Source organism: Sphingopyxis sp. (genome assembly GCF_050725655.1).
Taxonomy (GTDB): Bacteria; Pseudomonadota; Alphaproteobacteria; order Sphingomonadales; family Sphingomonadaceae; genus Sphingopyxis.
This window is the reverse complement of the sequence record NZ_JBOHHT010000070.1, coordinates 21,405-42,161: the sequence shown is the minus strand read 5'-3', so window position 1 is coordinate 42,161 and position 20,757 is coordinate 21,405. Positions and strand designations below refer to the sequence as shown.

General features: G+C 65.7%; 13 protein-coding genes and 1 tRNA gene. 7 read left to right on the top strand and 7 right to left on the bottom strand.

The genetic code is table 11. The features are described 5' to 3' along the window. Positions 1 to 67: 67 nt before the first annotated feature. Together ACREBX_RS09820 and ACREBX_RS09815 are read left to right on the top strand one after the other, a co-directional pair. Positions 68 to 143: transfer RNA gene (locus ACREBX_RS09820), tRNA-Trp, on the top strand. Between the two features lie 89 nt (positions 144 to 232). Further along, positions 233 to 553 (top strand): DMT family transporter, encoded by a 321-nt coding sequence (locus ACREBX_RS09815; protein ID WP_431561561.1) that lies wholly within the window; start codon positions 233 to 235, stop codon positions 551 to 553. 91 nt (positions 554 to 644) lie between these two features. Here the strand turns inward: ACREBX_RS09815 and nagE are convergent, their stop codons facing one another. The 5 genes from nagE to ACREBX_RS09790 form a co-directional block, all read right to left on the bottom strand. Then, on the bottom strand, positions 645 to 2,327 hold the full coding sequence (nagE, locus tag ACREBX_RS09810) for an N-acetylglucosamine-specific PTS transporter subunit IIBC (protein ID WP_431561560.1): 1,683 nt from the start codon (positions 2,325 to 2,327) through the stop codon (positions 645 to 647). Next, positions 2,324 to 4,819, bottom strand: coding sequence for a phosphoenolpyruvate--protein phosphotransferase (gene ptsP / locus ACREBX_RS09805; protein ID WP_431561559.1), 2,496 nt, complete (start codon positions 4,817 to 4,819; stop codon positions 2,324 to 2,326). The genes nagE and ptsP overlap by 4 nt, the downstream gene beginning before the upstream one ends. Before the next feature lie 49 nt (positions 4,820 to 4,868). Next, entirely contained in the window at positions 4,869 to 6,035 is a 1,167-nt protein-coding gene (gene nagA / locus ACREBX_RS09800; RefSeq protein ID WP_431561558.1) for an N-acetylglucosamine-6-phosphate deacetylase, read from the bottom strand. Further along, positions 6,032 to 7,069: an SIS domain-containing protein gene (locus ACREBX_RS09795; protein WP_431561557.1), complete on the bottom strand. Its 1,038-nt coding sequence runs from the start codon at positions 7,067 to 7,069 to the stop codon at positions 6,032 to 6,034. Before ACREBX_RS09795 ends, nagA begins: the two co-directional genes overlap by 4 nt. 93 nt (positions 7,070 to 7,162) lie before the next feature. Continuing rightward, complete coding sequence (locus ACREBX_RS09790; protein WP_431561556.1) at positions 7,163 to 8,245, bottom strand: acyltransferase family protein; 1,083 nt, start codon at positions 8,243 to 8,245, stop codon at positions 7,163 to 7,165. 174 nt (positions 8,246 to 8,419) lie between these two features. Between ACREBX_RS09790 and ACREBX_RS09785 the strand changes: the two genes are divergently transcribed. From ACREBX_RS09785 to ACREBX_RS09770, 4 genes are all read left to right on the top strand, one after another. Next, on the top strand, positions 8,420 to 11,701 hold the full coding sequence (locus tag ACREBX_RS09785; protein ID WP_431561555.1) for a TonB-dependent receptor: 3,282 nt from the start codon (positions 8,420 to 8,422) through the stop codon (positions 11,699 to 11,701). A 71-nt stretch (positions 11,702 to 11,772) separates the two neighbouring features. Further along, the gene (locus ACREBX_RS09780; RefSeq protein WP_431561554.1) at positions 11,773 to 13,278 is read left to right on the top strand and encodes a tryptophan halogenase family protein; all 1,506 of its coding nucleotides are present in this window, start codon (positions 11,773 to 11,775) and stop codon (positions 13,276 to 13,278) included. Beyond that, positions 13,275 to 14,741: a tryptophan 7-halogenase gene (locus ACREBX_RS09775; protein WP_431561553.1), complete on the top strand. Its 1,467-nt coding sequence runs from the start codon at positions 13,275 to 13,277 to the stop codon at positions 14,739 to 14,741. The genes ACREBX_RS09780 and ACREBX_RS09775 overlap by 4 nt, the downstream gene beginning before the upstream one ends. Next, positions 14,738 to 16,228, top strand: a complete 1,491-nt coding sequence (locus ACREBX_RS09770; RefSeq protein WP_431561552.1) for a tryptophan halogenase family protein — start codon at positions 14,738 to 14,740, stop codon at positions 16,226 to 16,228. The genes ACREBX_RS09775 and ACREBX_RS09770 overlap by 4 nt, the downstream gene beginning before the upstream one ends. Here the strand turns inward: ACREBX_RS09770 and ACREBX_RS09765 are convergent. Together ACREBX_RS09765 and ACREBX_RS09760 are read right to left on the bottom strand one after the other, a co-directional pair. Beyond that, positions 16,217 to 16,954 carry a GntR family transcriptional regulator gene (locus tag ACREBX_RS09765; protein ID WP_431561551.1) on the bottom strand — a complete coding sequence of 246 codons (738 nt, stop codon included), beginning with the start codon at positions 16,952 to 16,954 and terminating at the stop codon, positions 16,217 to 16,219. The genes ACREBX_RS09770 and ACREBX_RS09765 overlap by 12 nt on opposite strands. A gap of 102 nt (positions 16,955 to 17,056) precedes the next feature. Continuing rightward, positions 17,057 to 18,031 (bottom strand): glycosyl hydrolase family 18 protein, encoded by a 975-nt coding sequence (locus ACREBX_RS09760; protein ID WP_431561550.1) that lies wholly within the window; start codon positions 18,029 to 18,031, stop codon positions 17,057 to 17,059. 202 nt (positions 18,032 to 18,233) lie between these two features. On the opposite strand from ACREBX_RS09760, the gene ACREBX_RS09755 reads away from it, so the two are divergent. After that, a complete protein-coding gene (locus ACREBX_RS09755; protein ID WP_431561549.1) occupies positions 18,234 to 20,756 on the top strand; it encodes a family 20 glycosylhydrolase in 2,523 nt (840 codons plus the stop codon). Position 20,757 lies beyond the last annotated feature (1 nt).

Below are 20,757 nucleotides of genomic sequence, written 5' to 3'. Positions count from 1 at the left end.
CCGCCCGCGCAACCCGTGATCCCTCTTGCCCCGCCTTCGCAATCCGGCTAGTGGCGCACTCCGGCCTAGGGGTATAGCTCAGTTGGTAGAGCATCGGTCTCCAAAACCGAGGGTCGTAGGTTCGAGTCCTACTGCCCCTGCCAGGCCGCCATAAAGAGGCCACGTCCTCGCCTGCGCCGCGCGCGGGCTTGCAAGTCCGGGACGGCCCGGCAGCCTTTGAAGGAGGGCTGTCATGGCCTGGATATATTTGACGATTGCCGGAATTTTCGAGATCATATGGGCGTTTGCGATGAAGCAATCGGATGGCTTCACGCGGCCTGCACCGACGGCCATCACGCTCGTCGCAATGATCGTGAGCTTCGCCCTGCTGTCGCTGTCGATGAAATCGCTGCCGCTCGGCACCGCCTATACGATCTGGACCGGGATCGGCGCGGTCGGTGCCTTTCTGGTCGGTATCTTCATCCTCGGTGAACAGGCGAACGCGATGCGGATTACCGCCGCGCTGCTGATCGTCAGCGGACTGGTGATGATGAAGCTGTCCTCGCCCGCCTGAGCCGAGTTGGGAAGTGGCGCCCGCCCGAAAGCTCCGGAGGAGCGGCCGGGCGAGCGCCTAGGGCGAGCGGCGGGAAGGCCGCCGCCCTATGTCATAACAGGATATGGCAGATGTCGGGCTGCGGCCGGACGATGCCGCGCGTCATCCGGGCGAGTGCGCCCTCGTCGACGCGTCCCGCATCGGCGAGTTCGACCCGGAAGCGGCCATGAAGCGCGTGGACGGTGCGGACATTGGCGTCGCCGCCGAGCGCGCCGACAACTTCTGCTGGGATCCCCGAGGCGTCGGTGCCGCCCGCCACCACGGGTGTGAGCGTCGCCGCCGCAGCAGCGCCGCTCCACGCCAGGGCGCCGCGGATTTCCTCGGCGACCAGATCGGCGATCGGCCCGAGCACGACTTGTGCGGCCTTTTCGGAGGGGCGGATGATGCCGCGCGCGCCGAGCGCGGTTAGCGCGTCGTCGTCGATGGCTTGGCTGTCGGCGACGATCAGGCGCAGGCGCGTGGTGCAGGCATCGACGCTGACCAGATTGGCCGCGCCGCCGAGCGCCGCGACAAAAGCTCCCCCTCGTGCGCCACCCGCCGATGCGGTGGCGGTTTCGGCGACGACGCCCTTTTCGCGTCCCGGCGTCGCAAGGTCGAAACGGCGGATGAAGAAGCGGAACAGGCCGTAATAGAGCGCGGCATAGGCAGCGCCCACCGGCAACAGCATCCACGGCCGCGTCGCGAGGCTGAAGTTCAGCACATAGTCGAACAGCCCGGCCGAAAAGCCGAAGCCGAGCTTGACGTCGAGCGCATTCATCAGCGCCATCGAGAGGCCGGTCAGCAGCGCGTGGATCGCGTAGAGCAACGGCGCGACGAACATGAAAGTGAACTCGATCGGTTCGGTGACGCCGGTCAGAAAGCTGGTGAAGGCGAGACTGAAAAGCATCCCGCCGACCGCCTTGCGCCGTTCGGGCCGCGCCTCGTGATACATGGCGAGGCACGCGGCGGGCAGGCCGAACATCATCACCGGGAAAAAGCCCGACATGAACGCGCCCGCATTGGGATCGCCCGCGAAGAAGCGCCGAAGGTCGCCGGTCGCGCCGCCGAAATCGCCGACGACGAACCACGCGGCGTTGTTGATGATGTGGTGCAGCCCGGTGACGATCAGCAGCCGGTTGAGTACGCCATAGACGAAGAGGCCGCCGCCGCCGCTCTCGACCACCGTACGGCTCGCGGTGTCGATCGCGCCGCTGATATGTGCATAGCCATAGCCGAGCACGGCCGCGAGCAGCAGCCCGGCAACGCCGCTGGCAATGGGGACGAAACGCCGGCCGCCGAAGAAAGCGAGATATTCGGGGAGCGCGATGGTGGCAAAACGGTTGTAGAAATTGCCGCCGATGAGGCCGGACAATATGCCTATCGGCACCTCGAGCTTGTCGATCTGCGTGAGCGCCCAATTCTTTGCGGCGAGCGCCGCAGCCGCCTCGGGCAAACCCGCGCCAATATCGGGCGGCGCGGTGAGAAAGGTCTGCGCACCGGTCGTGGTGACGAGGTAACAGACCACGCCCGCGAGCGCCGCGGCGCCATTGCCGTCGCGCGCAAAGCCGACCGCGACGCCGATGGCGAAGAGGATGCCCAGATTTTCGAAGATCGCGGCGCCCGCGGCGGAGATGAAGGCAATGTCGAGCAGGTCGGGCTGGCCGATACGCAGCAGCAGGCCCGCGATCGGCAGCACCGCGATCGGCAGCATCAGCGCGCGGCCGAGCGGCTGGAGCGTTTCGAGCATCTTTCTCATCGCCGTGTCTCCTCGAATGCGCGAGCGAGCGCGCGAACCTCGGCTGCCGACTTGCATTGCAGCGCGAGTTCGGCATGCGCGCGCGCTTCGATCAGGGTCAGCCCGCGGACGATCTGCTTCGCCTCGGCGACGAAGCCGGGGACTGCCGAGAGTTCGGTGGCGCCGAGCCCGACCAGGATCGGCAGCGCGGCAGGATCGGAGGCAAGCCCGCCGCACACGCCGACCCAGCGACCGCGCGCGGTCGCAAGGCGGCAGGCTTCGCCAATCATGCGCAGCACCGCGGGGTGCATCGCGTCGACCCCGGCGGCGACCACCGGATTGCCGCGGTCCATCGCCAGCACATATTGGGTCAGGTCGTTGGTCCCGATCGACAGGAAATCGGCCTCGGCGGCGAGCAGGTCGGCGGTCATCGCCGCGGCGGGCGTCTCGACCATCACCCCGACTTCGACCGGCGTCGCGATCCCCATCTCGCCGCGCAGCCGTTCGACGAGCGCGCGGACGTGGCGCAGTTCGTCGATGCCAGCGACCATCGGAATCATGATTTTGCACTGGCCGACGGGGCGGGTGCGCAGGATCGCGCGGAGCTGGGTTTGGAGCAGGTCGGGCCGGGCAAGCGCAACACGGATGCCGCGCTGCCCGAGCGCCGGATTTTCCTCGTGGGCGATCGGGATGTACGCGGCGGGCTTGTCGCCGCCGATGTCGAGCAGGCGGATGATAACGGGCTTGCCCGCCAAAGCGTCGGCGATCCCCTGATAGGCGGCGTACTGCTCATCCTCCGACGGCGCCGTATCGCGATCGAGGAACAGAAACTCGCTGCGGACGAGCCCCGATCCCTCGGCGCCCTGCGCGGCGGCGAGCACGGCGTCTTCGACCGTGCCGATATTGGCGAAGATTTCGATGCGCGTGCCGTCGCTGGTCTGGCAGGCGTCCTTTGCCGCCGATTGCGCTGCTTCGCGCCGCGTCTCGCGCTTCGCGAGGCGGGCCGTAAACGCGTCGGCGTCGGCCGCCGAAGGGTTAGCTGTGACATGCCCGAGCTCGGCGTCGAGCAACAGCGGCGTACCGTCCGCAACCGCATCCAGCGCATCGCCCATCGCGACGAGCGCGGGCAAGCCCATGCCCGCGCAGAGGATGGCGACGTGCGAGGTCGGGCCGCCGCGCGCGAGGCAGATGCCGGAAGGTCTCGCGGCGGCGAGCGCGACGAGCTGCGATGGCAACAGGTCGTCGGCGACGACAATCGCGCCCGCGGGAACGGCTTCGGCATCGGTCGGGGTGCCCGTCAGCGTCGACAGCAATTGGCGCTCGATATCGATCAGGTCGTCGATGCGTTCGATCAGATGCGCATTGCCCGTCGCGCGGATCGCATCGACTTGGTCGTGGATCGCGCCGCGCCACGCGAAGCCCGCGCTGCGTCCCTCGGCGATGCGCTTTTCCGCGCCGGCAAGCAGTTCGGGATCGTCGATCAGCGCCAGATGCGCATGCATGACCGCCGCGACGCTGCCGTCCGCGCTGTCGGCGCGCGCCGCGATCCGGTCGCGAACGTCATCTCGTGCGGCGAGCAGCGCGGCGCGCTCCTGGACCGCACCGGTGCCCTCGCGCGCGACGGCAATCTCGGCCTGCCGCAACCGCGCCGCCGGACCCATCGCGAGCCCGGGCGAGGCAATGACGCCCCCGATCTGTCCGGCGCGCAGTGCTTGTGCCACGCTTGCCGCAACGGGCGCCGCGATCGGTGTCGCTGTGCCTTCGCCCATGTCGGTCGCCAGCAAGGCGACGATCGCCGCAAGCGCCGCCTCGGCATCTTCCCCGCGCGCTTGTACGACGACGTCATCGCCAAAGCCTGTGCCGAGCGCCAGCAGCGCCACGGTGCTGCGCGCATCGCCGCGCTTGTCGCCGTTCAGCAGATGCACGTCGGCCTCGAACCTTCGTGCCGTCTCACCGATCCGCGCGGCGGGACGGGCGTGGATGCCGTGCGGCAGCGACAGCGTAACCGCCTGCTCGACCACCGTGCCGTCATCCGACCGGCGGCGCGCCTCGGCCTGTACCGGCACCAATGTCATCAGCGCTTCGCACGCGCCGATCGCACAATCGACCGTGCGGCGGCTGATCGAAAAGGCTTCGGCATTGGTGACGATTACCGGCGTGATCAGGCTCGTCGCCGCGAGCGCGACGGCATCGATGTCGAAGCGGATCAACGGGTCGCCGCGCGATACCTTGTCACCAATCGCGACCAGCGGCGTGAAACCTTCACCCTTCAGCATCACGGTGTCGAGCCCGATGTGGATCAACACTTCGGCGCCCTCGGCGCTGCGCAGCGAAATCGCGTGGCCGGCATCGTGGAGCGTCACCACCTCGCCGTCGAACGGCGCGACCACCGTATCGCTCAGCGGCTGGATCGCAACGCCGTCGCCCATCATCCGTTGGGCAAAGACGGGGTCGGGAACGCTGTCCAGCGTCGTTGCCCATCCTCTGAGCGGAGAGGTGATGATCAAGCTCATCGATTTAATCCCCAAAACTTCCGCCGCTTTTTGTTCCGCGGCTTGTTTATCATTGTGCGGCTTGGACAAAGTCCGATGCGGTTTCCGGAACAATCCGCCCGCCGATCCATGTTGCGCGCGGCGCGAGTTCGGCACTCAGCCACGCCCAGTCGGCGCGCTGCCCGGCTGCGATCGCGCCGATGCTGTCCTGCAACGACAGGAAAGCGGCAGGCGTCGCGCTTGCCATGGCCGACACATCGGGAATGGAAAGGCCCGTCACCTCTACCGTCTTGCGCAGCGCCGACGCCATGTCGAGATGCGTGCCCGCGAGCGTGCCGTCCTCGAAGATGCAGACGCCGTCCTTCACCGCGATACGCTTGCCCTGCAGCGTGAATTCGCTGACGTCGGTGCCGACGCTCGGCATCGCATCGGTGACGAGCATGATGCGGTCCTTGCCCTTCGCATGGACCGCCAGCCGCACGACGGCGGGGTGCAGATGGACGTCGTCGACGATCAGCCCGCACCATGTATCCGAATCGAACGCCGCGCCAACCGCGCCGGGTTTGCGATGGTGCAGCGGCGACATCGCGTTGAACAAATGGGTAAAGCCGGAGAGCCCCGCGCCGATCGCGCGCTGCGCTTCGTCATAGGTAGCATCGCTGTGCCCCGCGCTGACGATCACCCCGTGGCGGACGAGGGTGCGGATGTCGTCTTCGTCGCACAATTCGGGCGCTAGCGTCAGCATCACGCGCCCGCGATGCGGCGCCGTAAGCGTCGTAAGGATGGCGTCGTCGAGGCGGCGGATACGATGCGCCTCGTGGATGCCGCGCTTCACCTCGTTGATGAACGGGCCTTCGATATGGATGCCGACGACGCCCGGCACCCCTTGCTCGATCGCGGCATCGACCGCGGAGAGCGCGGCGGCTATCTGGGCCGGCGTGTCGCTGATCAGCGTCGGAAGGAAGGCGGTGGTGCCATAACGTGCGTGCGCGGCGCCGATCGCCGCGATCGCTTCGACATCGACCTGATCGTTGAACAGCACCCCGCCGCCGCCATTGACCTGCGTGTCGACGAAGCCGGGGAGGAGCCAGCCGCCGTCCAGATCGATCTCCCGGTCCGCGGGCGTGTCGGCCGCGGGCGAGACGGCGGTGACGGTGCCGCCGGCGACGGCGATGTCCACCGCGCCGACGACACCGGCCGGCAGTGCGACCCGGCCGCCATGGAAACGAAAGATCATAAAGTCTCGGTAACCTTGTTGAGATGCGGAGGCGAGTCGGGGTTGTGTCCCCGCGCCAGCGCCAGCGCGCTCGCCATGCGGTAAAAGCTCTGGATCAACAGGATCGGCTCGATCGCAGGATGCGCCGCGATGGCGGGCAGGTCGCCGCCCGCGGGATCGGCGAGCAATACGGTTGCGCCGCGCCCGCGGAACTCGTCGGCGACGTCGCGAACACCGGCAGCGGCGCGGTCGGTGCCGCCGAACGCGAGGACGTGAAAGGCATCGCCGACGATCGCCATTGGGCCGTGGCGTACCTCGGCGGCGCTGAAACTTTCGGCGTGGAGCCCCGAGGTTTCCTTGAATTTAAGCGCTGCCTCCTGCGCCACGCCAAGGCCATAGCCACGGCCAAGAACGAACAGGTTCGTGGCGCCCTGAAAGGCGCCGACCGCGGGCGACCAGTCGAGCGCGAACGCCTCCGCAAGCTGGTCAGGCAGGGCGGTCAGCGCGTTTTCGAGCGGCGCGTCCTTGGACCAGGCTGCGACGAGTGCGGCGATCGCGGCGAGCGAGGCGATATAGGATTTGGTCGCTGCCACCGACCGTTCGACCCCGGCGGACAGCGGGATCACGACGTCGGCGAGGGCCGCGAGCGGCGAGCCTTGGGCGTTGACCAGCGCGACGACGAGGGCCCCGGCATCGCGCTGCTGTTCGACCGCGGCGAGCAGGTCGGGGCTTTTTCCTGACTGCGAAATGGCAAGGCACAGCCGGTTTCCCGTGACCGCAGGGGCGTCATAGAGCGATGCGATCGACAAGGCCGCCGACGCGGTCGGCGTCCCCGTCATCGTCTCGATCAGATATTTGGCATAGGTCGCGGCATGATCCGACGATCCGCGCGCGCAGGTGACGACCGCCGCGGGGGGCGAGGCACGCAGGCGCCGGGCGATTTCGGCGAACGGGTCGCGATTCGCGGCGAGCATCCTTGCGACTGTGGCCGCAGCCTCTCCGGCCTCCTGCTCCATCAGCGTATGTCGTCCGTCGATTGCGGCGTTCGGCGTCATATGTCTTGTCTCCGGATCGGCGGCGTATGGCCACACGATACATTGGTACTATATAGGTTATATAGGTCTCATCAAGATGTATGTTTGCGGCGATCAGATTTTGATGATCCATCCCTTGCGGCGCAGCCATTCCATCGCGCCCCAAATCAGCAGCATATAGATAAGGATGGGCAGCAAAGAGGCGACCGGATCACCCAGCGTCTCGCGCAAGGCGCGGAACGGCAGCAACAGCAGATCCCACGTCACCGCGCCCGCTGTGACCTGGTGCAAAGTATAGGCGGCGATGGCGTTGGCCCCGAATGCCAGCATCGCGGTCGCAGCGATCCCCGGCGCCCGCTCTTCGTGGTCGAGAATATGATGCAGCAGTGCGAGCGCGAGGATCGCAATCCCGCTGGTGACGAGGACGAAGCTGCTCGACCAGATGTCCTTGACGATCGGGAAGACGAAGCTCCACGCGCCGCCGGCAACGAGCATCGCGGCGCCGATCATCGCGAGCTGCCGCCCTGCCGGACCTTTGCAGCGAATCAGCATTTCGCCGATCGCGACGCCGATCAACCCCTGGGCGATCGCGGGCAGCGTGCCGAGGATTCCCTCGGGATCATAGCCCTCTGGGCCCTTCACATAGAGGTGATTGCCGAGGAAAAGGCGGTCAACCGACGCGATGAAATTATGCCCGCGCACCCATATGTCGGTCGCAACGCCATCGAGTGGGGGAAGCAGCGCAAGCGGCCAGTAAAGTGCAAGAATCGCCGCGGCGATAATCATCCGTGCTCGCGACCCGGCGAGCAGGAAAAGCAGCGCACAGGCGCAATAGACCAGCCCGATTCGCTGCAGCACCCCGAACAGGCGCCAGTCGCCCGAGGCGAAGATGGTGAACCAATAGAGATTGCTGAGAATGAAGCCGAGAAGGAGCAGGCGGCCGGTGCGGCCGAAAATATGAGCGCGCTGCGCCGAATCGAGTTTGGCATCGCGCATCGAAAAGGGGATGGCGATCCCGACCATCGTCAAAAACCCCGGAAAAACGAGGTCCGCTAGCGTGAGGCCATCCCAGCTGACGTGCAGGAGGAACGGCGCGACGTCGGCCTCCGCGCCATATTTCATCGCCGCCGCAGAGTTCACCAATATCATCCCTGCGACTGTCAGTCCGCGCAACACATCGAGTGAAATCAATCGCATGGCTTTTGCCTCCCGGTCGCCGTCGCCCCCTCAGGCAACATCTTTGCACTGCCATAAATTTGCAATGGACAGCCTGCTGGATTTGTAGTCTATTGGTAATAGTCCAAGGATGCAATTGGTCTTATATAGATTGTGGGAAGGCAATCGGACCGGTCGGGATGGGGGAAAATAAAAATGGTTCAGGGGCCTGCCACCAAAAATCGGATTCGCCACGGTCTGCTTCAGGGCATCTGCGTCGCCGCACTGGCGAGCGCGATCACCCTGCCTGCCGCGGCGCAGGATAGCACCACGCCGGTATCGGCCGACGATGCCAATCCCGAAGACATCGTCGTCACCGGTATCCGTGCCAATCTGGAATCCGCGCAGAACCGTAAGCGCTCGGCCGGCACGGTGGTCGATTCGATCACCGCAGAGGATATCGGCTCCTTCCCCGACAAGTCGGTCGCCGAGGCATTGCAGCGCGTGCCCGGCATTACGGTGATCCGCTTCGCGGGCACCGACGATACCTCGCACTTTTCGGCCGAGCCGTCGGGCGTCATCGTCCGCGGCCTCAATCAGGTGCGTTCGGAGTTCAACGGTCGCGACACATTCAGCGCGAACAGCTCGCGCGGACTCAGCTGGCAGGACATCTCGCCCGAACTGCTCGGCGGCATCGACACCTACAAGAACCAGACCGCCGACCTGATCGAGGGCGGCATCGCCGGCACGGTCAACCTGCGCACGCGCGTGCCCTTCGACCAGGACGGCCGGCTGATCTCGATCTCGATCAAGAACACCTATGGTGACATTGCGAAGAAATCGACGCCCGAGATTTCGGGGATCATCTCCAACCGCTGGCAGACGGGAATCGGCGAGATCGGCCTGATGCTCAACGGCGCCTATTCGCATGCCATCACGGCGAGCCAGGGCGTCCAGTTCGACCGCATGGGCATCTTCGACGGGGCGTTCGACACCGATGGCGACGGGGCGCTCAATGCCGGCAAAACCTATGTCCCCGGCGGCATTTACCTGCGCGAGAATGAATATGACCGGAAACGCTATGGCGTGGCTGCGGCGTTCCAGTGGCGGTCGAACGACGACACGATGCTGCTCACCGGCCAGTATAACCGGTCGCAATATACCAACAGCTGGCGCGAATATTCGGTGCTGTCCGCCGCGCTTATCCCCGACCTCTACGGCAAACCGAGCGATTTCGTCTATGGCGATGCGTTGCAGGTAAGCCCGCTGGCGGGGGCTGCCAATCGCTATGCGACCGGGGCGGTCAGGGATCGGTTCACCTTCGACGATGACGGCAATTTCCTGTCCGGCTGGTGGACGCAGCCCACCGGCTATCATGGTGAAACGCCGGGCTCCAACGACGGCTACGGCCTCAACGAGAATGGCGAGGCGTTCTTTGACAAATGCTATGCCTGGGAAACCGATATCTGCCCCAGCGCGCGCAAGGCGCCGCACGTCGATACGCAGGCCAACGCGCTGCGCAACAAGCAGATCACGCAGGATTTTGGCCTTAATTTCCGCTGGGATGTGAACGACCGGCTGCGCGTGACGCTCGACGGGCAATATGTCGATGCCAGCGTCAGCAACTATAACGCGTCGGTGACCGCGCGCAGCTATGCCAACACCTTCGTCGACCTGACGGGAAAATATCCGCGGCTGGAATTCATGCCGACGGTCGCGAACAACATCAACCTGTCGTCGGGCGGTCTCGTCAACGCGAACAACTATCATTATTACGCGGTCACCGATCACACCGAGGACAGCGACGGCAAGGAAGTCGCGCTCCGCGCCGATGTCGAATATGACGTGGACTCGGGCTGGCTGGATGCGATCAAGGTCGGCGCACGCTATGCCGACCGCGACCAGACGGTGCGCTGGGGCGCCTATAACTGGGCGAACATCTCGAACAACTGGACGAACACCCAGGCGTCCTATTTCAACGTCGACAAGCCGATCTACGGCGCGAACAGCTACCAGACCCATACGTTCGACCGCAATTTCTTCGCCGGTAGCCAGACCAATCAGAACTCGTTCGTGTTTTTCAACATGGACAAGCTGGTGAACAGCGGCGACCTTGCCAGCACGCTGGGCCGGCCGTCGATCGGTGTAGGCGACTATTATCCGGTCTGTTCGGGTGCGGGATATCGTGCCGGAGAGACGGTCGAGGGCGACTACGGCTGTTATCTGCCGAGCGAGATCCACAAGGTTAGCGAACGTACGCTCGCGACTTATGTGATGGCGAAGTTCGGCGGCGATAATCTGGCGATCGGTGGCATCGGCATTTCGGGCAATGTCGGCGTCCGGCTGATATGGACGCAGGACAAGACGCAGGGGGCAACGACCTTTGCGAACCCGTTCACCGCCGATCAGTTGACCTGTACACGCTCGGAGCCTCCCGCTCCCCCCACTGCGACCGCCGGTTGCGTCGTGACGGCAGCGGAGATCGCGTTCAACGACGGCGGGATCGTCGCAGGCACGTCCAACAACAAGCATTTCCATGCGCTGCCCAGCTTCAACATCAAGTTCGACCTCACCGACAAGCTGGTGTCGCGCTTCGCCTATTCGCGGGCGATGTCGCGCCCCGATTTCGGGCTGCTGCGTAATTATCTGACGATCAATCGGCTGTCACCCAACCTCAACGACCCGTCCGACACCAATGTCACGCGCGATGCGCAGGGTCGGGCGATCGCCTATGACTGGCAGTATACCGGCACGTCCGGCAATCCCGGCCTCAAGCCGATGACCGCCGACCAGTTCGACCTGACCCTGGAATATTATATCGCGCCGGCTGCATCGGTCACGGTCACCGGCTTCTACAAGAAATTCTACGACTATATCCAAGCGGGCCAGTTCAACCTGTCGATCACGAACAATGGCGTGACGGAGGATGTTCGCCTGAACCGTCCGGTCAATGGCGACGGCGCGAACATCTATGGATTCGAGGCGGCGTTCCAGACCTTCTTCGATTTCCTGCCCGCGCCGTTCGACGGCTTCGGGGTCCAGGCGAACTACACCTATGTGAAGAACGACGGGATCGATACGGTCAACCTGACCAACGAAACCGCGGGCGGCACCGCGGGCGGTGGTATCAGTTATGAAAGCTCGACGGTAAAGCCGGGCGCGCTGGAGGGGATCTCCGAGCATAGCTACAATCTTGTCGGCATGTATGAAAAGGGGCCGGTGTCGGCGCGCGTCGCCTATAACTGGCGCTCCAAATATCTGGTGACCGCGATCGACTGCTGTGTCGGCTTCCCGATCTGGCAGAAGAGTACGGGCTATCTCGACGCCTCGCTCCGCTTGCGCGCGACGGCGAATATCGAGTTTGTTCTGGAGGGTACAAACCTGCTCGGCACCGATACGGTCCTGATGCAGCAAGTGGACTCGGACGGGCTGCTCAAGCCGAATGCCTGGTTCAAGAACGACCGGCGCTACCAGCTCGGTGTTCGCCTGAATTTCTGAATAAGGGGGAGCGGCGCCAGCTCCTACTTGGGGCTGGCGCCTGCTTTCTCCCGCGCTAAGCTGGGCCCGATATGGGGGATAAATTCGAACTGGTGATCGTCGGCGGCGGGACCGCCGGCTGGATGTGCGCCGCGGCGTGCGCCGCGAAGCTCGACCCCAGGCGCTTCCGCGTCCGGCTCGTCGAATCCGAAGAGATCGGAACCGTCGGCGTCGGCGAAGCGACGCTGCCGCAGATGAAGGATTTCAACGATTTCCTCGGGCTCGACGAGATCGAGTTCATGCAAGCGACGCAGGCGAGCTTCAAGCTCGGCATCGAGTTCGTCAACTGGGGGCGCGAAGGCGACCGCTATATCCACCCCTTCGGCACCTTTGGCCGCCCGATCGGCGAGGCCGATTTCTTCAGCTACTGGATCCGCGCGCAGCGCGCCGGAACCGCGGCGCCGCTGTTCGATTACTGCTTCCCGATCGTCACCGCGCTGCAGAACCGCTTCATGTTGCCCAGCGGCAATACGAACGACGTGCGCAATGCCTTTTCCTACGCCTATCACCTCGATGCCTTCCTCTACGCCCGCTACCTGCGGCGCTACGCCGAAGCGCGCGGGATCGAGCGCGTCGAGGGGCGTATCGTCGGGGTCGAGCAGGATGGCGAACGCGGTGACATCGCCGCGGTGAAACTTGCCTCGGGCGCGCGTGTCGCGGGCGATCTTTTCGTCGATTGCTCGGGTTTCCGTTCGCTGCTGCTCGGGCAAACCCTCGGGGTTGATCTCGAGGACTGGTCGCACTGGCTGCCGTGCGACAGCGCGCAGGCCGTGCCTTCGGTGCGTTCGGAAGACTTCACCCCCTACACACGCTCGACGCGCCGCAAGGCGGGCTGGCAATGGCGCATCCCGCTCCAGCACCGCACCGGCAACGGCTATGTCTATTCGAGCGCCGACATCTCGGACGACGAGGCCGCCGCAACGTTGCTCGCCAACTTGGATGGAAAGGCGCTGGCCGATCCGCGCGTGCTGCGCTTCAAGGCCGGCAAGCGCAAAAAGGCGTGGGCCTCCAACTGCATCGGAATGGGGCTCGCGGGCGGTTTCCTCGAACCACTCGAGTCCACCAGCATCTACCTCGTCCAGATGGCGATCATGCACATGCTGGCGTTGATGCCGTCCGAACCCGCGATCGATCCCGCGCTGCCGGCCGAGCTCAATCGGGTGATGGACGTCGAATATGATCGCATCCGCGATTTCCTGATCCTCCACTACATCGCAAACGAAGCCGATGCGCCGCTCTGGGAGCGTGTGACGACGATCGACCTCCCCGACACGCTCGCGGGCAAGATCGAGCGTTTCCGCCACCGCGGCTATATCCAGGCTTATCGCGACGGGCTGTTCGGCCCGCCAAGCTGGCAGGCGGTGTTCGTGGGGCAGGGGATCGAGCCGCTCGCCGCCGACCGCTTGGCCGATACGCTGCCCGCGGCGACGGTGAACGAACGGCTGTCGAACCTCGCCGCAACGATCGCCGACGCCGCGGCGACCGTACCGTCGCACGCCGATTTCATCGCCCGCTATTGCCCGGCGCCCGCGCCATGACGAACGCGGCGCAGCGGGTCGTCGTCCATGGCGGCGGCATAGCGGCCGCGATGGCGGCGCTCGCCGTCAGCCGCGCCTTTGCCCGCCTCGGAACCGACGTCATCTGGGTCGATACCGGCGAGGCGCCGGCGCCCCACGCCGCGCTGATCGCGCCGCCCGACCTCGCGACTTTCCATCGCCTGCTCGGTATCGATGACGCTACGCTGGTCGCCGGTGCTGCTGCGACGATCAATATGGGCCAGCAATTTGCCGGCTGGTCGGGCGGCGACGGCGCTTTCCTCCATGCCTATGGCGACGCCGGCAGCGCCTTCGCGTCGCTGCCCTTCGTTCAGCACTGGACGCGCGCACGGCAGGCGGGCCTCGGCGTCGCGCTGGAGGATTTCTGCCTCGCCGCCGCCGCCGCCAAACATGGGCGGACGGGCTCGCAGCGCGAGGGCGCGACACGGCAGACGGTCAAGCAGGGCTGGCACCTCGATGCCGCGGGCTATGCCCGGCTGCTCCGCGCGGCGTGCGAGCGCGGCGACATCTGCATCGTTTCGGGTGCTGCGGCCGCCGTGCATACGAACGGCGGCCGCCTCGAACGGATTGACCTCGCCGGCGGCGAGCGACTGGACGCCGACCTGTTCATCGACGCGGAGGGTGCGCTGATCGCCGCACTCGATCCCGATGGCGCTGTGGCGGGCCCCGGCTTTTGCGACCGCATCATCCGCGGTTCGGCGCCTGCCTTCGATCCATTGCCGCTCTATGGCCGCGTCGCCGCGCATTCCGCCGGATGGCTGGCGATGGTCCCGCTGGCGGACCGGACGGCCGTCGAGTTTGCCTATGACGGCCGGCTGCTGTCCGACGCCGATGCACCTGCCGCGCTCGCGGCGGCCATCGGGCGCCCGATCGAAGCCACCGCGCCCGTACCGCAAGAAGCCGCCGCCCGGCCGCGCCCGTGGATCGGAAATGTCATTGCGGTCGGACCCGCGGCGGGCGACGCGCCGCCGCTCGATGGCGGCGAACTGCTGCTGCTCCAGCTCGCCATCGCGCAGCTCGTGCTGCTCTGGCCGATCGACCGTGCGGCGATGCCCGAGGCCGACATCTATAATGAGGAAATCGCTGGCACGCGGGCGGGCGTCACCGATTTTACCGCGCAGCATTTCCGTCTCAACGCCCGGACCGGCGAGTCCTTCTGGGACGCCGCGCGCGCCGCGCCGGTCTCGGCCGAACTCGCGTCCAAGATCGACCTGTTCGCTGCGCGCGGCATGTTCGCGCACTTCAATCACGAAGCGCATGTCGAGGATAGCTGGGCGCTCGTCATGGCGGGGCACGGCGTGGTCCCGCGCAGCTTCGACCCGCAGGCGCTGCTGGTTGAAGATCAGGCGCTGATGACTGAATTCCAGTGCCAGCTCCGCGCCGTCGCGAGCGACGTGCATGCAATGGAAACCCACGCCGAGGCGCTGCGGCGGATGCGCGGGTGAGCGCGCGCCAGCGTCCGGTCCGGCGCATTGTCATCGTCGGCGGCGGCAGCGCGGGCTGGATGACCGCGGCGGCGCTTGGCCGCGCGTTGTCGGCGCAGGTGCACACGATCACCCTCGTCGAATCCGAAATGATCGGCACCGTCGGTGTCGGCGAAGCGACGGTGCCGCCGATCCACGAATTCAATCGCTATCTGCGCATCGATCAGGCCGAATTCCTCCGTGCGACCCATGGCACGATCAAGCTCGGCATCCAGTTCGAGGGCTGGGGCGGCGAAGGGCACCGCTATTTCCATCCCTTCGGTTATTTCGGTATCGAAATGTCGGGCATCCATTTCCACCATTATTGGCTGCGCCATATCGCGGCCGGCGGCGATTCCGACCAGGCGCCCTATAATCTGGAAACCATGGCCGCGCGCGCGGGCCGGTTTGCGCCCGCGACGCGCCACGGCCCGGTCCATCACGCGGTCCATTTCGACGCCGCGGCCTACGCGCGGTTCCTGCGCGGCTACGCCGAGGACAAGGGTGTCGTGCGGGTCGAAGGCAAGGTCGCCGACGTCCGGCTCGACCCCGAAGACGGGTTCATCACGGACCTCGCGATGGGGGACGGCCGCACGATCGAGGGCGATTTGTTCGTCGACTGTTCGGGCTTTCGCGGCCTGCTGATCGAGGGCGCACTCCAGACCGGCTACACCGAATGGAGCCACTGGCTGCCGTGCGATAGCGCGGTCGCGATGCCTTGCGAGGGTGACGGCGATCCTGCGCCCTTCACGCGCTCGACGGCGCGTGAGGCGGGGTGGCAATGGCGCATCCCGCTCCAGCACCGCGACGGCAACGGCTATGTCTACTCGAGCGCGCATCTGGACCATGACGAGGCCGAGGCGCTGCTCCGCGCGCGGCTTCCCGGCGCGCCGCTCGCCGACGCGAACCGGCTGCGCTTCACCGCGGGGCATCGCAAGGCGATCTGGAACCGCAACTGCGTCGCGGTCGGGCTCGCGGGCGGTTTCCTCGAACCACTCGAATCCACCTCGATCCACCTCATCCAGACGACAATTATCCGCCTGCTTGCGTTGCTGCCGCGCGACGCGATCGATCCCAATGTCGTCGCGCGTTTCAATCGCGACGCTTTGCACGAATATGAGGTGATCCGCGATTTCGTGATCGCGCATTATGCACTGGCGGGGCGTGACGACACGCAATTCTGGTGCGATGTTGCCGCAGCGGGCATGCCCGATAGCTTGGCCGAGCGGATCGAAGCCTTCCGCGCCACGGGCAATATATTGTTCGAACCCGGCGACCTGTTTGGTCCGACCAACTGGCATGCCGTGCTGACGGGGCAGGGGGTGCGGCCGCAAAGCTGGCATCCTATCGCGGATGGACTTTCCACCGACGAATTGGCCTCGCGTCTGGCTACATTGCGCGGGAGGGTTGCCGAGCAGCTTGCCGAGCTGCCACCGCATGTGGAATTCCTGCGGAGCCTAGCCGTTTAGCTCGGCGACGACGTCATAGGCGTCGCCGCGATAATAGCTCTGCGTGAACTCGGCCGTGCGCCCGTCCGGCAGGAAGCCGCGCCGCTCGATAAACAGGCCGGGCGTGCCCGTCTCGATTCCCAAAACCTCGGCCTGCTCGGCGGTAAAGGCGACCGCGCGTAGCCGCTGGAGCGCGCGGACGGGGAGGTGCCCAGCCGCCTCGAGCGCTTCATACAGCGACGCACCGACCGCCTCGACCGACGGCAGGCAGTAAGCGGGGATCGTCGCATATTCGAGCGCCATCGACGTGTCGTCGGCATAACGGATGCGGTGAAAGCGATAGACGAGCGAGCCCGGCGACAGGCCGAGCGACAGCGCTTCCTCGGGCGTCACCGCGCCCGCGGTCTTGCTCACCCATTTGCTGTGCGGCTTGCGCCCGCGCGACACCATGTCCTCCGAAAAGGAAGTGAGCTTGGAAAAGCTTTTCTCGACGCGCGGCCGGGTGACAAAGGTTCCCGCGCCGCGGCGCCGCGTCACAATGCCGTCGGCGACCAGCCCGTCGATTGCCTTGCGCACCGTGATACGCGACACGTCGAATTCCTCGGCGAGGTCGCGCTCAGTGGGGATCGCCTCTTCAGCCTTCACCAGCTGCCCCTCGATCGCGTCGCGCAATATCTTCTGCAGCTGCAGGTACAGCGGGGTCGGATCGTCCTTCTGGAGCGGGCCGACGCGTTCGATCAGTGACAAGGACGTTGCTCCATCCGGTTACGAGGGGCGCTTCGGCCAATAAGACCAGTACCACGGCCCCATGTGTTGCATTGGTATCGTCGCGTCAATCCTTCCTGCGAACTATTCGCGCGAAAGGCCGCGTTGGATCGCCTTCGTCAGCGCATGGCCGGGAGTGTCCTGCGACAATTCCCACACCATCACGCCGCCTGCCTTTACCGCAGCGAGGCGCGACTTCTGCTCGATCGTCGCCGGGCCGTTGTGCGTGATATAGCGACACCCGACGCACAGGTTGCCGATGACGTCGGCATTGGTCGCATCTTTGCCATGTGTCGCCGCGAGGTCGCGATAGGACCAATTCGCTTTTTCGCCTCCGAACCCATAGCCGTAAAACGGGACGCCCAGCACGAGCCGGTCGGGTGCAACGCCGCGCGCGAGCCACAGGTCGAGATCGCGTTCCGCCATCGCATAGCTGCTATGTTCGGCGCCCGCCGGGCCCCAGTTCGGCCCGATCGCGTCGTAGGACATGACATTGACGAGGTCGAAAAACGGGATCGAGTCCACCGGGATCATCCCGCCCTCGTAGGAGGCGGTTGCACAGGTGAGCAGCTTGCCGCGCGCCTTCATCGTCTTGGACAGCGCTGCGATGAAAGGCGTGTAGTCGCCCGCGCGATCGATTTCGGTCAGCAACTGTCCCTCGATATCGACATCGACGCCGTCGAGGTTCAGCGTGTCGGCAAGGTCGACGAGCGCGGCGACCGTGGCCGCGCGGCGTTCGGGCGCGAGCAGTGCCTTCCAGTCGCCCGAACAGCCGGGAATGACGCCGCCGGCGGTCGAGATCAGCACCTTGGCGCCGCCCGTTTGCAACTTGGCAACGGCCTTGCGCAGCGCGTCGACCGACAGGTTCGCACCCGTCTCGTCGCCCATGCACGTCATCCGCGCGTCGCGGACGAACTTCCCCTCGGCATCGGGGTTGGCAAAGGAGAGGTTGAAGTGGGTAAAGGCCGACAGGTCGGTGCGCGCGATCGACAGGTCGAGCCCCTTGAACGCCGCGAGATAGCCGACCACAACGGGGCGCCGCTGCTCTGCGGCTGTCACGGCCGTCGACAATATCAATGTAAAACCAATCAGGATCGATGCGATGCAGCGAAAAGAGTGCCTATGTATCATTTTGCCATTTATCCCTTCAATTCCGTCGAATCCGAAAGGCGTTGACCCGCCCGCGACTGCATGACAAATTAGATACAAATTGTCGAGCGGGAGAAAATGGATGCGAGCTGTGGGTTGGACGGCGATGGCAATGGTGGCCTTGGCCGCACCGCAGGCACTGGCGGCGGAGGCACCGTCACAGGCTGCGCTCGACCGCTTTGCCGACACGCTGGGTTACCGGCTCACGATGGTCGACAACCGCCCGGCCTGCCCCGCCGGAATCGATGGCTGCTTCCTGTCGACAATCACGCTGACCCTGCCCGAGACGCTACCGGCCGACGTGCCGACGAAGGGGCTTTCGCTCTACTTCAGCTTCGTCAACCGGTTGCCGCTCGTCGAAAGCGACATCTTCACGCACCGGCTGATCAACGGCGACGTGCAGCAGCTGATGCTGAAGCCCGGAGTCACGCTGCGCTCCGGTGCCAGCCATGAGATCAAGCTGTGGGGCGTCGGATCGAACTTTTCGAAGGCGTTCGGCATGCCCAACGCCTATCTCGTCGCCGATGGGCTGAAGCCGCGGACGATCGCGGCAACGCGCGCTGTGGTCGATCGTGATACGGGCCTCGAAACTTTGCCTTTCGTCGCGCCGATGACCGATGAGGCGCGGCTCGCGACGAAGAGCGACGCCGACAAGACGCGCTGGCTGACCGCCGAACGTGCCTTCGATGTGCAGGCCGCGCGACTGGCGGCCGAGGCGCAGGGCGTCGTGATCCTGCCGAAGCCGGCGAAGGCGGTGCAGGGCAAGGGGCAGCCGGTTGACCTCGCCAGCGGTTTTGCGCTGACGCTGAACGGGGTTGACCGCAGTGTCGTCGCGCCGGCGCTTGCGGCGTTGGGCGTCGCCGAAAACGGCGCGTTGCCGCTGACGATCCGCGTCGATCCCGCCGCGATGGCCAAGCCGGAATCCTACATCCTCGACGTCGAAACGTCGGGCATCGCGATCACCGCGCACGACGCCGCGGGCGCAAGCCACGCGCTGCGCTCGCTCGCTCAGCAGGCGGTGTTCGAGAAGGGCAAGCTCGCCCCGCTCCACATCGAGGACGCTCCCGAATATGGCTTCCGCGGTCTGCACATCGACCTTGGCCGCAACTTCCACAGCCGCGACGAGATATTGAAGCTCGTCGAGGCGATGGCGACGTACAAGCTGAACAAGCTGCACCTCCACCTCGCCGAAGACGAAGGCTGGCGCATCGAGATCCCGGCGCTGCCCGAGCTCGCCGAGATCGGCTCGAAACGCTGCCACGACCCGTCCGAGCAGACGTGCATTCTGCCGCAGCTCGGCGCCGGCCCAGACGGAACGAGCGGCGTCAACGGCTACCTCACCGCCGCCGATTATATCGCGATCGTACAGGCGGCGGCGGCGCGGCAGATCGAGGTCATCCCGTCGATCGACATGCCCGGCCACAGCCGCGCCGCGATCAAGGCGATGGAGGTCCGCCACGCCCGCCTGACCGCCGCGGGCAAAAAGGCGGAGGCCGAGGCATACCGTCTGATCGACCCCGCCGACACGACCGAATATCGCAGCATCCAGAATTACAGCGACAACACGCTCAACGTTTGCCTACCCGCGACCTATCGTTTCGTCGACACGGTGGTCGATGCGCTCGCCGCCATGCACAAACAGGCGGGCGCGCCGCTCAGGACCTTCCACCTCGGCGCCGACGAGACCGCGGGTGCATGGATCGAGTCGCCCGCGTGCAAGGCGATGATCGCCGAAAATGGCGGCGATGCGGGCAAGCTCACCCCGCGCTTCATCGAACGCGTGAGCAAAAGCCTCGCCGCCAAGGGGCTGAAAGCCGGCGGGTGGAGCGACGGCATGGGGCATACCGAAACCGCCGCGATGCCCAAGAAGGTTCAGACGAACATCTGGGGCGTGCTCCACACCGGCGCGATCCGCGAAGCGCACGACCAGATGAACCGCGGCTGGGACGCGGTGCTGTCGATCCCCGACCTTGGCTATTTCGACATGCCCTATGCGCCGCATCCCGACGAGGGCGGTTACGACTGGGCGTCGCGCGCGGTCGACCCGTATCAGGTCTTCGGCTTCATGCCCGACAATTTGCCCGCCAACGCCGCGACGATCCGCAACATCCGTGCCGAGGGGAAGGCGATCGAGGACAAGCCTGTTCTTGCGCCGGGCCACCGCGTCGCAGGGCTGCAGGCGCAATTGTGGAGTGAGACGATCCGTACCGATGCGCAGGTCGATTATATGCTCTTCCCGCGCTTGCTCGCGCTCGCCGAGCGCGCGTGGGCACCCGCGCCCTGGACCCCGGCCTATCAGGCGGGCGTCAGCTATGAATGGGGCGACAAGCGCGTCGACGCCGTGAAGCTCGAGGCCGGATGGCAGGATTTCGCCGGGCGCGTCGCGGCGCAGTTCCCGATGCTCGAAAAGATCGGCGTCGCCTATCGCGTCGCGCCGCCGGGTGCGCGGATCGTGAACGGCAAGCTCGAGGCGAACAGCATGTTCCCCGGCACGGCGATCGAATATCGTATCGAGGGCGGCGCGTGGACGCGCCATGCCGGGCCGGTGGCGGTCAGCGGCGCGGCAGAGCTGCGCAGCCGTTCCGCCGATGGCAAGCGCGCCAGCCGGACGGTTCGGGTCGAACCTGCCCGGTAAG